Origin of the sequence: Neorhodopirellula pilleata, assembly GCF_007859915.1 — a bacterium.
Classification (GTDB): domain Bacteria; phylum Planctomycetota; class Planctomycetia; order Pirellulales; family Pirellulaceae; genus Rhodopirellula; species Rhodopirellula pilleata.
The window spans coordinates 192,253-206,407 of record NZ_SJPM01000008.1; the positions used below are offsets into that span (position 1 = coordinate 192,253).

General features: G+C 55.2%; 9 protein-coding genes. 3 read left to right on the forward strand and 6 right to left on the reverse strand.

Annotation, left to right across the window (positions count from 1 at the left end; translation table 11 throughout):
• Position 1: 1 nt before the first annotated feature.
• The 6 genes from Pla100_RS31710 to Pla100_RS18685 all read right to left on the reverse strand — a co-directional run bounded on the left by Pla100_RS31710 (position 2) and on the right by Pla100_RS18685 (position 11,479).
• On the reverse strand, positions 2 to 3,709 hold the full coding sequence (locus Pla100_RS31710) for a hypothetical protein (protein ID WP_231603209.1): 3,708 nt from the start codon (positions 3,707 to 3,709) through the stop codon (positions 2 to 4).
• Entirely contained in the window at positions 3,690 to 5,774 is a 2,085-nt protein-coding gene (locus tag Pla100_RS18665) for a BatA domain-containing protein (protein ID WP_146579200.1), read from the reverse strand. The genes Pla100_RS31710 and Pla100_RS18665 overlap by 20 nt, the downstream gene beginning before the upstream one ends.
• Entirely contained in the window at positions 5,771 to 6,685 is a 915-nt protein-coding gene (locus Pla100_RS18670; protein ID WP_146579201.1) for a DUF58 domain-containing protein, read from the reverse strand. The genes Pla100_RS18665 and Pla100_RS18670 overlap by 4 nt, the downstream gene beginning before the upstream one ends.
• On the reverse strand, positions 6,678 to 7,673 hold the full coding sequence (locus Pla100_RS18675) for an AAA family ATPase (RefSeq protein ID WP_146579202.1): 996 nt from the start codon (positions 7,671 to 7,673) through the stop codon (positions 6,678 to 6,680). The genes Pla100_RS18670 and Pla100_RS18675 overlap by 8 nt, the downstream gene beginning before the upstream one ends.
• Positions 7,674 to 8,018: 345 nt before the next feature.
• Positions 8,019 to 8,846, reverse strand: coding sequence for a DUF4159 domain-containing protein (locus Pla100_RS18680; RefSeq protein ID WP_231603210.1), 828 nt, complete (start codon positions 8,844 to 8,846; stop codon positions 8,019 to 8,021).
• Positions 8,847 to 8,875: 29 nt separating this feature from the next.
• A complete protein-coding gene (locus tag Pla100_RS18685) occupies positions 8,876 to 11,479 on the reverse strand; it encodes a tetratricopeptide repeat protein (protein WP_231603211.1) in 2,604 nt (867 codons plus the stop codon).
• 1,095 nt (positions 11,480 to 12,574) lie between these two features.
• Here Pla100_RS18685 and Pla100_RS18690 point away from each other — a divergent pair.
• The 3 genes from Pla100_RS18690 to Pla100_RS18700 all read left to right on the forward strand — a co-directional run bounded on the left by Pla100_RS18690 (position 12,575) and on the right by Pla100_RS18700 (position 13,954).
• Entirely contained in the window at positions 12,575 to 13,030 is a 456-nt protein-coding gene (locus tag Pla100_RS18690; protein WP_146579204.1) for a hypothetical protein, read from the forward strand.
• A 73-nt stretch (positions 13,031 to 13,103) separates the two neighbouring features.
• On the forward strand, positions 13,104 to 13,571 hold the full coding sequence (locus Pla100_RS18695) for a hypothetical protein (protein ID WP_146579205.1): 468 nt from the start codon (positions 13,104 to 13,106) through the stop codon (positions 13,569 to 13,571).
• A gap of 134 nt (positions 13,572 to 13,705) precedes the next feature.
• Positions 13,706 to 13,954 (forward strand): hypothetical protein, encoded by a 249-nt coding sequence (locus Pla100_RS18700; RefSeq protein ID WP_146579206.1) that lies wholly within the window; start codon positions 13,706 to 13,708, stop codon positions 13,952 to 13,954.
• The last annotated feature ends 201 nt before the right edge of the window (positions 13,955 to 14,155 follow it).

The window sequence follows — 14,155 nt, forward strand, 5'->3', positions numbered from 1 at the left end:
CTTACGGGGTACTTTGTGAGCTGAGATTTTCGTAATACTGCCGAACGCTGTCGGAGTAAACTTCCGGCACGGGGTCGCGGTCGATCGGTACGAGCGTGTCTCGGTCGCCCGAACGGAGCATCCATTCTTCGGAAACGTCCCGCCGCAATTCGCGTAGTGGAGTGGCAATCATTTCTTCCACCAAATCCCACTGCGGCGTTTTGGAGTTGCGTTGAAACTCCGCTCGAACCTCGCGAGCGCGTTGGCGAATCTGCGCCGCCCGCGATCTCAATTCGGGGTCCTGAACCATTTCTTCGACGTCACGCAAACCATCGGAGAACTCACGGAATCCATCGCCGGTCAAAGGCCCGCCCGCGAACGCACCGCCCTGACCTGGTAGAGCACCAGCGGCAGTACCCATGCTGAGCCCCTGAGAAGTAGGACCAGATTGCGAACCAGGCGAAGGTTGCCCCCCCGTCGGTTGCCCGCCAGGCTGCTCTCCACGTGGTTCTTGTCCATCTGGCTGCTGTCCACTTGGCTGCTGTCTGCTTGATTGTTGTCCACCTGGTTTTTGCCCACTTGGTTCTTGTCCACTTGGTTCTTGCCCATCTGGTTTTTGCCCACCGGATTGCTGTTCACCGGATTGCTGTTCACCGGCTTGTTGCCCATTAGGTTGTTGCTCACCTTTTTCCTGTCGACCTGTCTCCTGTCGACCTGTCTCCTGTCCTCCTGTCTCCTGCCCACCTTCTTGCCCCAACTCCGCATCCAAGGATTCTTGCAGCGACTCGAGCTGTCGCATCGCCTCCCGCAGGCTTTCGGTTTCACTTGCGAGGATATTCTCCGCTGCGGAATCGATCTGACTCTTGAGTTTGTCGATCGCCTCGGTTGCCGATTCATTCATTTCATTGGCTTGGACATCGAAGCCACGTTTCCACAACTGTTCGGCTTGATCGAGTCTTTGAGAAGTTTGACGCTGCTGCGTTTCGCGGAATGATTCATAAAGTTTTTCAGCGAGCAACGGCTCGGCGGTTTCCGACTGCGACACGGTTTCCTGCATTTGCTCGAGCAGGTTCTCGAGTCGTTGTTGCTGTGCTTGCAAATCCTCCGCCGTTTGATCGCGTGATTGGTCCGCACGCAGTCCGGGGGTTTTCTCCGGTGCAGAAGGCTGTTGCATTTGTTCGGAGATTTCTTGTTGTTGTTCGGCGAGTTCATTGGCGTCGAACTGCATTTGCCGCATCGCCTCTTGGAACTGATCGGCCGCCTGGGTTCGAACTTCGTCGCGCAGTTCCTTCAGCTCTCGTTCGGCCCGCTTGCCTTGGCTCAGTGCGGTCGCGGCGTCCTGTTGGTCCATGGCTTCGCCCGCTTGTCGGAGATTTTCGCGAGTTTCCTGCAGTTGCTCGCTCGCCTGTCGCATGGTCTCCGAGTTTTCGGCGGACTGCATTCGTTCTTGAGTTTCGTCCGCCTGACGTAGAATCTCCTCCTGTTGTTCGCGGAGTCGTTTCAGAAGTCGCTGGACTTCTTCCTTTTCTTCTTCCGTTTTGGCGAGCTGCAATGCCGACTGCAGTTGGGCGATCTCTTTGTTGAGATCTTGTTGGCGTTGGGCGAGTTCTCGAAGTCGGCTGAGGATCTGTCGCGTTTCGCGCTGCTCGCTTTGCCCCGCAGATTGTTCGGCCGTTGCTTGAGTTTCGTACCGGTTCTCGTCCTCGTCGAGTTCAAGTTCGTCGAGCTGTCGCTGACGATTTTGTGCACCGGCACGGCTACTGCTGGATTGTTGAGATTGCGACTTCGACACTTCGAACTCGCGTGCTCGCAGCTTGAGCAAGCTGGAGTACGCATTTTGCTCGGCCGTCAAAGCTTTCTTCAGCGAATTATTCAGCTGGTCCGCATCGGTTCCAGCCTTGAAGTTGTCAAGCACCTGCACAGCGTCGTTCATCGCCTTGCCGGCGGCATCGATATGTTCGATCGATTCGGGATCGCGTACTTCTGCTTTGAGTTCATCCAACTGTGCGATCGCATCGTTTTGCGACTCCGCGATGACGGCTACATCCTCGATCATTTTGTCTGTAGGCTTGCTCGTCAGTGTTCTCGCTTGGTTCCAAGTCGCTTGAATGATCTGTTTCTGAAGTTCGAGCAGTTTCTCAGCCTTCTGAGTGTTTTCGGATTGCTCGCCGGGCTGTCCCGAACTCGGCGGTTGTTGGCCTTGGCGGTAGATCTCCTCGAACGGCCGCACCTCTGCGAAGAACAGGTCACTGTCGACGTGTCGAACTTCTCCGTCGGGTCCGATGTCTTCGGCCCAAAACGAATAGGCCAGCAGTTGGTCAGGGACGGCGTCGAATCGTTCAAATTCAAACAGATGCGAAACCTCGATCTTGCGTTGCGGTGGATCGGACGAGGATTCACCGAGTGAGAGTTCCTGTTCCGGCATTCTGTCGAACGTGTATCGAACGCCCGAACGAATGACCCCAAAGTCATCGGTCACTTTGGCGGCGACGGGGAATTCTTCAAGCGCCGAAACGATCGCGTCGCCGGCTCCGGTCAGATCAAACTTGGGCGGTTGGTTGGCCAAAACCTTGCACGTTAGCTCGATCGTGTACTGGTTCTCGCGACCTGCCGTGTCGATCAAGCGAACGGCAAACACATTGCTTTGTCGCATCGTCATGTTAGCCGACCAAACTAGCGGGTCAGTATCATGCGGCGTCATCGGGATACTCGCTCCATCCTGATCGAGCATAACGGCGGACTCGAGCGGTTGATTGACGGTGCACAACCACGTGACATCGGTTCCTTCGGCGACGGTGACACGGACGGTATCGTTCACGGTCGTGGGTTCTTGATGCGTGTAGGCGGGAAACGTGAGTGCCGCATCGGTCCTCGTGACCTTGGGATACTCAAACACGTCGATCCGATAGACTTCGCTTTGGAAAGCCGAGGTGCCGGAAACGGACTCGACGCGATAGTCGAACGATTCCCTCACGTCAGTCATCGCGACCGCCCATACCGGGTCGGCCAAATTGCGGCGCATCGCCATGCGGCTCGGCGATTGATCTCCAACGGATGTCAATAATTCAGGATCGAGTGCCGGTAAACGCGATGGATCGGTTTGCCCCCAATCCGCCGTAACAACCAAACTCGAACCGCGTTCCAGTTCGATCGATCCGGGTTCGATCACGATATCGGGGTTGGTCATCGGTAGATTCGACGCGAACGAATTCGACGGCGGCAACGGTTTGAAGATCAAGAACGCCACCAAGACAACTAGCACGAATGCCAACGCGGAATTTGCCAAACGACCGACTCGTAGCTTGCTCTCGGCGACCGTATTCCGCCAAGGATTCTTCGTTGCGTGGAGGTATGCTTGCTCGACGACGCGTTGTTGCAAGAACCCGAGCGGACGGCCGGATTGAGTTTGTTCCACCGCAGTGAGCAGCTTTTGCCCCAGATCTGGGAAAGCCCGTTCAACTTCTCTAGCGATCAGGTTCGGCGTTTGAAAACTGCGATAAGCGACGATGCGAACGATCATCAACCCGATGAACGTGAACGCAACAATCCCAATGACAAGCGGAATCGGTTCGAACGTCGTTCGCATCAACCAGCCACGGTCCGACGCGATCGCAACGATCACCGCGAGCAAAACGCCGATCGCGATCACCGCCGCGGACCACTTCAGCATCCTGAGTTTGCGATAACGATTCGCGATGGTCTCAATCTGTTCAAGCAATTTGTCTTGCACGACGACTTCCCCATAAGGTTTCCACGGCGATCAACACGAGTGCGACGAGCAGCAGAATCTGCCACCACCGCTGTCGGTTCTCGAGTTCACGATGTCTTAATTGTCTTTCGTAGTCCACCTGAACGGTGCGACTGATTTGTGTCTTCAACGGAACGCCCAACTGCTCCAAACGTTCCTCATCAACAACGGCGACTCGGCTTTCGGACTCGTCGAGGTTGGCGACGAAGTCAAACGACCGATCATCCTCGGTAAGCCGGTAGTAGCCCGGTTCCGTAATCCCCGATTCCGGATCGATCGGTCCGATCGGATTCAATTGTTCGTCGAGTCGCGTTAATGCCGCTTTCGGGTTGCTCAGCCCTTCAATGGTATCGCCGACGGTCACCGCTGAGGCGATCGGACGCGACGCGATCCCGCTTTCGAACAACTGAGTCATCATCGGAACGAACTTGCTCGACAACGCGAACTGGCTGGCCGACGGCTGCCAACCCGCCGTCATCAACCAAATGTGGCCGTTTCCTAAACGCTTCTTTAATAACAACGGGTCGCCGCCATCGAACGACACCACCGTTTTCCAAGAATCGGGCATAAGGCTCAACCGCCGGTAAGACCAAAATCGAATCTTGGTGAAATCGCTAAATTGAGGCAACGCAAACGGCTCGAACACCGGATCACGAAAGTCGACGTAAGAGATCATTGCGTAGTCGGATACCGAGGCTTCGTCGATCTGCATCTCAAGTAGGTCGTTCCATTGATCTTTATCGCCGGCAGCCTTGCGACCCTCCATCGGATTACCCAGAACCAACAGACACGTCCCGCCGGATTGCACATAGGATTTCAGACGATCCGTTCTCGATCGATCGGACACTTCAGTAGGATCCACAACGATCACGAGCGGACATACGGCGGGGTCCAATTCCTCGTCGATTGTTTCGGCGGTCCATGATGTCACCTCGACCCTCCGGCCATCGTCATCAAAGGGAACCTTCCGCAGAAAGAACTCGGCGTCGTTGGAACGTTCATCGGCTGACCCGCCAAGGTAAACAAGATCCAGCTTTAAAGGTTCAGGTGTCAAGAAATGCCGCGTGTTGTCGAACGATTGCTCATCCCCTCGGAGTGTCAATCTCGCCGTTTTCGCCTCCGGGAGTTCGAGCTGAATCGTCTGGGTTTGACCGCTCGATAAATCGATCGTCCGCCATTGGCTTTCATCAGGTTCTAGCGATTCGCTTTGCCAACGAATACTGATCGGCGATGTCGTGCCCGATGCGTCTCGGGTAACCCGAATCGGAATACGTCCGTCTTGCCCAACGCCCGCCATCACGACCGCAGAAGCGTTTCCCTCGGAGATTGGCTCCAGTCTCTCAACCGAAACCGACACGTTGTCCGGCCACGGGTACGCCTGAAGACTTTCGATGCCCTTTCCGGTTTGCATGTCCGAGACCAACACGATGTGGACCGGGGAGGCTTCCGCTCCCGATGACGAGTCATCTCCCCACGATTGAGTCCACTGAGCGACGTCTTTGAGCGCAGCTGCAAAATCAGTCGCATGCCAAGTGGGATTCAGTTCATTGATCGCTTCCACGGCGAGTTCGGTATCGCGATCGGTCGGAGCGGACTCGGCGGCACCATCCAACGAAGTGGCGAAACGCAATTGGATTTTGCGATCGAACGAAAACACCGCGATCGCGTCGTTGGACGCTAACTGATGGATCGCATCGATCGCCACGGTTTTGGCATCCGTCCAAATTTCCTCGCGTCGCATACTCGCGCTGGTATCGATCAAGACAACCACGCGGCGGTTGACACCCGCTTCCATCGTTGTGGCCGACTCGTTCAGAAACGGGCGGGCGAAAGCTGCCGCGATCAACAATAGGATCAGTCCACGAAGAATCAGCAAAGGCCAATCATCGAGTCGACTGCGTCGGGTCAATCGCGGTGGCGTTGGTCGCAAGAACATCAACGAACTAACCGGAATCGCACCCTTGGGTTGCCGGCGGATCAGATGAAACACGATCGGAGCCAAAACCGATAACGCGCCGAGCAGATAAAAAGGTGCCAAAAAGCTCATCGTCGATTTCGATTCGTCAGAACCCTCCGTTGATGAGCCAACACAAATCCGGATAACGCATCCTTGAGCGGTTCATCCGTCAAGCATCGATAGTAATGAACACCCAAACGGTCGCATGTTTCAACCAACGACGTTTGATGCTCCTCGAACGCACGAACATAGTCCTCCCGGGCCGATTGCGGATCGACGTAAAACCTCCGCCCCGTTTCCATGTCGACCAGTTCACTCGGTTGGTCCATCGACAAGGTAGTTTCGGCCGGGTCGAGCACTCGCAGAATGATCACCTCGTGCCCGCGTGAGCGAAGCAATTTCAATCCTTCTTCGAGCGGTGGGATCGGCGTCAAACAATCGCTCAACAAAACGACCATACCGCGTCGACGCGTCAATGCCGCCACTTGACCGAGCGGCGTTCGCAAATCCGTCTCGTTGCCCGACACCTCTCGAGACAAACAAGCCAATAAACGTCGCAGGTGCCCGGTTCGGTTCCCACACGGGACGACGTCTCCGATCGACGAATCCAACGTCATCAAGCCCACGCGATCGCGATGCAAAAGCAGGTAGTAAGCCAGCGAAGCGGCGAGCGATTGGGCGAACTGCATCTTGGTGTAGCCGAGGCTACCGAAACCCATCGAACGACTCTGGTCAACGATCAGATGGCAATCCCGGTTCGTTTCATCTTCAAACTTCTTGATGAAATAACGATCACTCCGTGCGAACAATTTCCAGTCCACCCCACGGACATCATCGCCGGGTGAATACGCGCGGTATTCACTGAACTCGACCGATGCGCCGTGCAACGGACTGCGGTGCAGACCACTGAAAAATCCCTCGACGATCACTTTGGCGCGTAGCTGCAGATTTTTGATCTGCATCACCGCCGATGGATCGATCATCAGGTCGATACTATCCATGGCGAACGGTTTGCAAGAGTTGATCGATCACGTTCTCAACGGTCAGTCCCTCGGCCTCGGCCTTGTAGCTGAGCAGCAAGCGATGGCGAAGCGTCGGATGAGCCAGTCGCGCGATGTCGTCGTATTGCACGTGAGCGTTCCCGTTGAGCAGCGCCCGAGCCTTGCCGCCCAGAACCAACGTCTGCGCCGCCCGCAATCCCGCGCCCCAGCTAGCGTACTGATTAATGAAATCCGGCGTGCCTTCGCGACCGGGCCGCGTCGCACCGACTAGCTTCACCGCATACTCGGCAACCTCACGAGCAATCGGAACGCGACGAACGGCAGCATGGAATTTCAAGACATCTTCCCCGGTGAAAATCGGTTCGATCGGCTCGGGACGCTGGGCCGTCGTCTGCATTACCACCGACAACTCATCTTCAGGCGACAAGTAATCGATCAAGACATTGAACAGAAACCGGTCTAATTGAGCTTCGGGCAGCGGGTAAGTGCCTTCCATCTCGATCGGGTTTTGCGTCGCGAGGACAAAGAAAGGTTCTTCGAGTTCGTAGCGTTTCCCGCCGGCGGTTACTTGGTGTTCTTGCATCGCTTCAAGCAAAGCGGCCTGTGTTTTTGGAGGCGTTCGGTTGATCTCGTCGGCCAAGATCACATTGGCAAATATCGGACCTTTGACGAACTGCAAGGCACGATGCCCCGATTCGGTCTGTTCCAGAATTTCGGTCCCAGTGATATCCGCCGGCATCAAGTCGGGCGTGAATTGGATGCGTTGGAAATTCAGGTGGAAGATTTTTGAAACGCTGCTAACCAGCAACGTCTTGGCCAGTCCCGGAGCACCGGTGATTAAACAGTGACCACCGGCAAACAGACAAATCAACAATTGCTCGATCACGTCGTGTTGTCCAACGATGACTTTCGACAACTCGGCTTCGATTCGTTTCCGCCCTTCGGCGATCTGCTGGACGACTTGGCCTTCTTCTTCGACGGTGAGCATAGGATCTTTTCGAAGTGAGTTCGGAAAATGATGTAGCGTAGTGAACTGGAATCTTTAAAACTTCGCGTGACATTAGTAGCTGGACTCGCGAGAGTTCAGGGTAGCTCCTCACCAAAAACCGAAGTCTTGCGACTCCGGCTACTCAAATGTTTAGCTTTCCCCGTCCGCTAGCGGGCAGTTGATCTAATCGTAACCCGAAGCGTGAGCGAGGGATTTGATTTATGGGCGAGGGATTTGACTTAATCGTAACCCGAAGCGTAAGCGAGGGATTCAACGCAATTCAATCCTCTGTATATATCCCTCGCTTACGCTTCGGGTTACGATGCAAACTAAATCAACGCGCCGCTAGTGAGTCATGGCATAGGTAACAATGTTGATCCCCATCGGGTAGGCCTTCTTGACGCTGAACTCGTCGAAGTACCATTGGTCTTCGCCTTCGCGTTCCCAACCGTCGCCCAAATCCGTGTTATGGCAAATCAGAATCATGATGCGTCCCTCGTCGTCGTTGATCGCGCGGTAGTGTGGCGTACTCGTGTCGCTTCCATCCCGAGCCCACTCCCACGAACCGACCTCGCCATTAAAGCCTCGCCGCGCGGCATTGATCGCGGGGACTTGCGGCTTTTCCTTAAGATCGTAAACACAGTGAAAAATCTCATGCGAGAGTGGGAGTTCGACAGGATCGCGATCGGGGAACACGCGTTTCAATTCGTCACGTAGGTTCTCGTACTCGGAATCGCCCCAAAAGTCGTCCACCATTAGAAACCCGCCGCGAAGGCAATAGTTCCGTAACGCCTCCACTTCCGCCTCGCTGAAAACCAACGAACCCGGTTCGATCATGTAGAGAAATGGATAATCAAACAGGCTTTCGTCGGTCAAACGCAGTGTGATCGGATCGGGGTTCACCTTCATGGTTGTCAATTGTTGCAACCGCAACGAGAAGTTCAGATCGCTGTCGGGGTAATCCGTCCAGCACCCGCCGCCTCCACCGCGGCCTCCGTAAGAGTCGTACTCAACTCGCACAAACGTGAACAGGTCGTGCGGGAACCTGGGGTCGACGTCCCAAGTGGGCACGCCGTTTCGATCCGCCGGCAACATCCCCGACGATCGCCACCTCGAACGCTGAGCCACCACCGTCGCCGCCAGGGCCAAGACCACCGTGGCAACGATCCCCATTCGTATTACTCTCGTTGAAATTCGAAACATTATGGTTCGACCTTTTCTTCATTTTGCGTTGGGGCGTTCGCCGCTGGGACGCCATCCGCTTGGACGATCTCCAACAACAACTGCAATGCATCGCGATAACGTGGGGCCTGTTCCAACGCACGCAACACGTGCCGCTTGGCGGCTGACTCTTCGCCCGCCAGATGGTGGGCCTGCGCCAATCGGTAATCATGAGCGATCGGATCGAGCGGCTTGAGGGCCGTCATCGACTCCAACGCCGCGATCGCCCGGTCAGGCTGGCCGGATTTCATCGCGGCGGTCGCCATCGCGTCATGAAGTTCGATCCGAAGTGGCTGAACGCCGATCGCCTGGTCGGCCAAATCGACGACGCTTTCCCAGCGTTCCTCCTCCAAGTCCATCGCGATCATATCCGTCATCAAAGCCAACGCATCGCTGGATCGACGCAAGATTCCTGACAGAACTTGACGCCGAGATTCCTTGTCGCCGATCTCTTGCTCGATCGTCGCCATCCATTCCATCGGTCCATTTCGCTCGTTCGTCATCCCACCGAGCAACTCGATCGTCTGCAACGAACGCTTAGCTTCGGCAAACTCTTTCTTCGCGATCGCCAACTCGGCATGACGCCGCAACCCCCAATAATTGGTCGGATGCATTCGCAACCATCCTCGCCACGTCGCTAAATCCGTCGACTCGGGTAAGTCCTCTCGATCCCACTTCATCACCGGACCAAGGTCGTTGGCGACTTCGATCGCGAACTCGTCGAACTGCTGATCCAGTTTCGCGAGCGAACCGACGTGTCGAGTCAACGCATCGTTGATAAGCAGCCCTGCGGCCAGATCATCCAAAATCGCGAGCAAGGCATCCATCGAGTATCGATCGACGATGAACTCGATGACCAACGAACTGTGGTAGTACGCAAACTGAAGATGCATCGGAGAAGCGGGATTGAGAAACGACGCGCTCAAGTCACTCACCGGCGTCCGCTGCTCATTCAAGAGCATCTGACGGTAGGTCGGCGTCATCGACTCACCCCACGTCGGATCACGCAAGCGTTCTTCGTAGACCGATATCCCTTCGCTGAGCCAACGGGGCATCCGGTTGCGAGTTTTCTCCAAGGTCACGGTATGGCACAACTCGTGCCACAACACGCTACGCCAATTCGCCGGTCGTTCGCCCTGGGAGGCGGGACTGTTCGCCGTGATGACGCGGCCGAAACACACACCGAGATAACCGGCACCGCCCGGCAAACCGAACGTGCGAATCGCGAAATCCGATTGACGCGGATAGATCTCGACGGAGATCGTATTGGTCAGGTTGACCTTGTACTTTTCGCACAACGTCGCTTTGGCTTCGGACAACAGCTTCAACACCACTTCCCCATAGACGTTCGCTTCGACCCGTTCCATCCGAACACGAATACCGTCTTGTTCGAGGATCACGTATCCGTCGATCTCGTCTTTGAGAGTCAAAAGGTTGTAAGCGACGACGTTGTACGGATCGAGCTCAACCACTTCGTTGGCCAATTCCCAGCCGACGGCCTCGTCCCCGAGTCGCAATAGGTCCTGTGAGAGTGCGAGAATCGCCGCAGAATACTTCGGTTCCATCTCCAGCGCACGGTTTTGATACTCGGCTGCTTCGGCGAATCGGTACTTGCGAGAAAGCTTCTTACCGATCAAATGGTCCACATGGGGATTCTTTTCCCATGTCGACAAAGCGGCCGCACGCATCAGCTTTTCGATCTCGTAATCACCGCGAATGTGCGCCAGCACCGCTAACAGGGCCCAGGCCTTCTGGTCATGAAGGTTGACCTTGAGCATTTCTGTGATCGCATCCTCCGCCTCATCATACCGTTCCCCATCGATCGCCAGCTCGGCCAACATTTGCTGGGCTTGCGGAAGTCGCGGGTTGATCTTCAGTGCGCGATTCAATGCCTCGATCGCGGCGGCCAAATCAGACGACAAGAGAGACTTTGCCAACAGCCAGTCGATCCGCGGATCGGACTCGCCAAGCTTGGCCGCGTCACTGAGTGTTTTTGCGGCGACGGAGTCGTCGCCTTTCTCGATCGCGAGCTCCGCCGTCGCGAGATACGCTTCGAGATAATCCGGGTCACGGTCCCGGACACGGTCGTAAAACAGTTCCAAAATCTTGCGGGCGTCTTCGCCCTTGTCGGCGAGGTAGCGGCCGGCGGCGACCATGTTGTCCCGCGAAATGTATCCTAACAACGAGCGTTGCAAGACCGCCTGCAGTTGCAGTTCGGCAACGTCCGCGTCTTCGAGAAGCCCATTGAGTCGCAGCACGTCGAGCCCCAACCGCCGCAGCACGATGCTCGACGAATACCGCGTGATCGCGTCGCGATAGGTTTGCAGTGCGTCGGCATATTTTCCGGTCGTCAATTGACACTCGATCAACAACACCGGCCATCGTTCCAACCAAACTCCCTGCTCGACTCTTTCCGATGCGATCCGAGTCGCTTCCGCGTATCGACCGTGATTGAACGCCTCGATCGCGTCGTCCAATTCAGCCGCGTGGCACGAGCCTGAGCCGAGTGAACTGGCGAACGTCGCGAGCAAACACAGCATCACGGCGAGGATCGACGATCCGAATCGGTCGGGACTCTTTGACACGGCAAAAGACTCATGGGCGAAAAACGTCGTCGGCGCTGCGAGCGCCCCCGTGGGAAATTGTATTGGACAGCCGAGTGCCCCGCTGACGCAACCGACTCAAACACAAAAATCGGCTCGCGTTGGCGAACTATCCGCCCACAGAACCGTCCAGCGTCAGGTTGCCTGATTAACGTCGAATCGATACCGGAATCCATTGCCGGACCATCTCGCCCACCGAATCGGTACCATCCGCCGAAGAAACTCATCATTCGTCTGAGCAAACCCCCACGGTGAAGGCAAGACTCCTTAATCGCCCAGCCAACCCAGACCCACAGATCGCCTTCGCAGCCTAGTGGTTTCTGGCTAGCTCTCCAGGCATCAGCGGGATATATTGGCAAGATAAAGCCCGGTATATGAGCATATACCGGTTCAAACCTGTATAATTATGTTGTTATCCGACTGAATTCACGACAGTAAGACGTGTGGAGTCCCGACCCAAGTTGATTTTCAAGTTCTTTGGCGCGGCGACCGTCAATCGACACCGCCCACAAAGTCCGCCCTACGAGCCAGTTTGATACTATGTGGCACTCCGCCGCGCTTTCAGGTCCCTGTGCTGCTAGCCTGAACGCACCGACCGCCGCACCAGCAACCCCATATTGGACAAAGAACAATGGCCGATTCCAATGGCAACAAACTCGTCGTGGTCAACCTGCTAATTTGGCTTGCCGCCTTTCTTGTTCCTGCAATGATCGAGCTCATCCCTGTCTCGCATCCCCCGAAGATTTACCCGCTGATCTTTTTTGTGTTTCGTCTTTCGCTAGCCGCCTTATCAACCTACTTGATACACGCTGCAATTTCACGATCCAATACGGAACCAACGAACGGCGGATAACCATGCCGTGCACCGGAGCGGCGTCAACGCGTTTTCTGATGGTTAGTTTAACACTCGCCGCCCGGTGACGGCGGACGTTCTGTCAAATACGAGGTCGAACCATATTTCGCTGTTTCGCACTCGCCGCGTTTTTCGCTTTATCTGCGTGTTGGGCTTTTTACACAGTGGCAAACTGGCCTCGTCGCGTCCTGAATGAATCGGTAATTCAATACACGACTCCGAACATGCCGTCTGAGTTTGATCGCGACATCACCTATTTTTCAATGGTAGAAAAACGAGACGTCACGGTCGACGGACATGCGGAATATCTGCGTGACCACTTTTGGGGCTGGGAGGAATGTCGGGATTACTTCGTCGATGACATCAGCTTCGAGGGTCAGAAGCTTTGGAATGCACCTGAAGAGAATCCGATGGTTCCGTCAAACATCATCCACGCCCCCGGTCATGTAATCGATGCTTATCGCGATGGGTGGAGGCAGTGTCAGTTGCAAATCAGATTAAAATTGAAGACAATTTCTGAACGGAATCTGCGAGAAGAATTCCTTGTTCCACAAACACTTGCGCTCGCAGTTCTTTACGGACTTGGTTTTGGGCTTGGAGCCGCTTCTATTGTTACGTTGGTTTGGCGATGCACTGGAAGAATGACAGAACCAGCGGATGCACGTGAGTCGCCGAGTTGAGTTTATTGGAGTGGTTGGTCGTTCGCGGCGACCACGTGATCCGTATCGTTATCGGAATAAGAACCGTCCTGAAATGCACAGGCCTCCCTACGGTATCACGGGGTTTCACTACTATCTCGATCCGCCACCACCGTCGACCGACGAAGCCGAGTTCCTAAACCACTGTTACGCATTTGCAAGACATATAGGCGCGAATGTCGTCGCAATCGACCGCAAGGCGGGGGCGACAGAAAAGAACTTCACCAGCGCAACGTTTGAGACTCGTACCGAAACATTCGTGATTCTGTTCAATGCCCACTATCCGGTCCTCGCCTTCGCGGAAAAGATGCCCATTGGTGATTTGATTCACAAGTTCATTGAGCGACCTGACTATGCCACTTACTGGAACGCGGTTGATGGTTACACGCTACTGCGTGTTGCTGACCTAAACATTTCGCCGCACGATATGGAGCTTGTTGATGTTTCGGACACAGAATACGATCAAATCATCGTGCATAAACCACGCGTGTCCGGCGAGATCATCTTCAACTACTGGGACTGAACAAGAATCCGATAACAAAGCCATGCACGCCGAGCACGCGATTGGCCGTTTTTTGACATGGAAGCCTTTCTCGCGCGTGCCGGGTGATGGCTGCCGTTCGTCGACTAAACACAGATGAAACTCTACGACGCCCTATGACAGAAGCTGATGACTCATCGCCTGCAAGCTGCCCACGCTACCTGAGCTTGGTGCGTTTCAATTTTGATTCTCTGCCCAATGACTACCACGCAAAATATCCATTCGTTGATGGCCGCACGTATATCTACTTCGGCGAGATCCCGAACATGCCGGGCCATTGTGTCGTTGCAGACCACCAGACGGGCCAATTGTATTCCGGCTACCATACCGAAAACTTCATCGAGCTAACGGAGGATGAAGCATGATCAAATGCGCCTGCGAGTAGGCGCGTATACAAAGCCGATCGGTCATTCTGATTACCGGATGAGAATGAACGCGACGAACCAATAAGGATTTGACTTCGCGGCGAGGCGTGGTTTGAGTTCGAATCTTTTTCTTGGCTGGTCCGTAAGTCGCTGCCCGAAGCCAGTGCCACTAGCCGAAGCTCAAGTCCTCTGTTCAAGAAG

What these genes read in the sequence shown, in the direction of transcription:
- Pla100_RS18665 (WP_146579200.1), bottom strand. Translation starts at nt 5,774, where the DNA reads ATGAGCTTTTTGGCACCTTTTTATCTGCTCGGCGCGTTATCGGTTTTG.
- Pla100_RS18670 (WP_146579201.1), bottom strand. Translation starts at nt 6,685, where the DNA reads ATGGATAGTATCGACCTGATGATCGATCCATCGGCGGTGATGCAGATC.
- Pla100_RS18675 (WP_146579202.1), bottom strand. Translation starts at nt 7,673, where the DNA reads ATGCTCACCGTCGAAGAAGAAGGCCAAGTCGTCCAGCAGATCGCCGAA.
- Pla100_RS18680 (WP_231603210.1), bottom strand. Translation starts at nt 8,846, where the DNA reads ATGGGGATCGTTGCCACGGTGGTCTTGGCCCTGGCGGCGACGGTGGTG.
- Pla100_RS18690 (WP_146579204.1), top strand. Translation starts at nt 12,575, where the DNA reads ATGCCGTCTGAGTTTGATCGCGACATCACCTATTTTTCAATGGTAGAA.
- Pla100_RS18695 (WP_146579205.1), top strand. Translation starts at nt 13,104, where the DNA reads ATGCACAGGCCTCCCTACGGTATCACGGGGTTTCACTACTATCTCGAT.
- Pla100_RS18700 (WP_146579206.1), top strand. Translation starts at nt 13,706, where the DNA reads ATGACAGAAGCTGATGACTCATCGCCTGCAAGCTGCCCACGCTACCTG.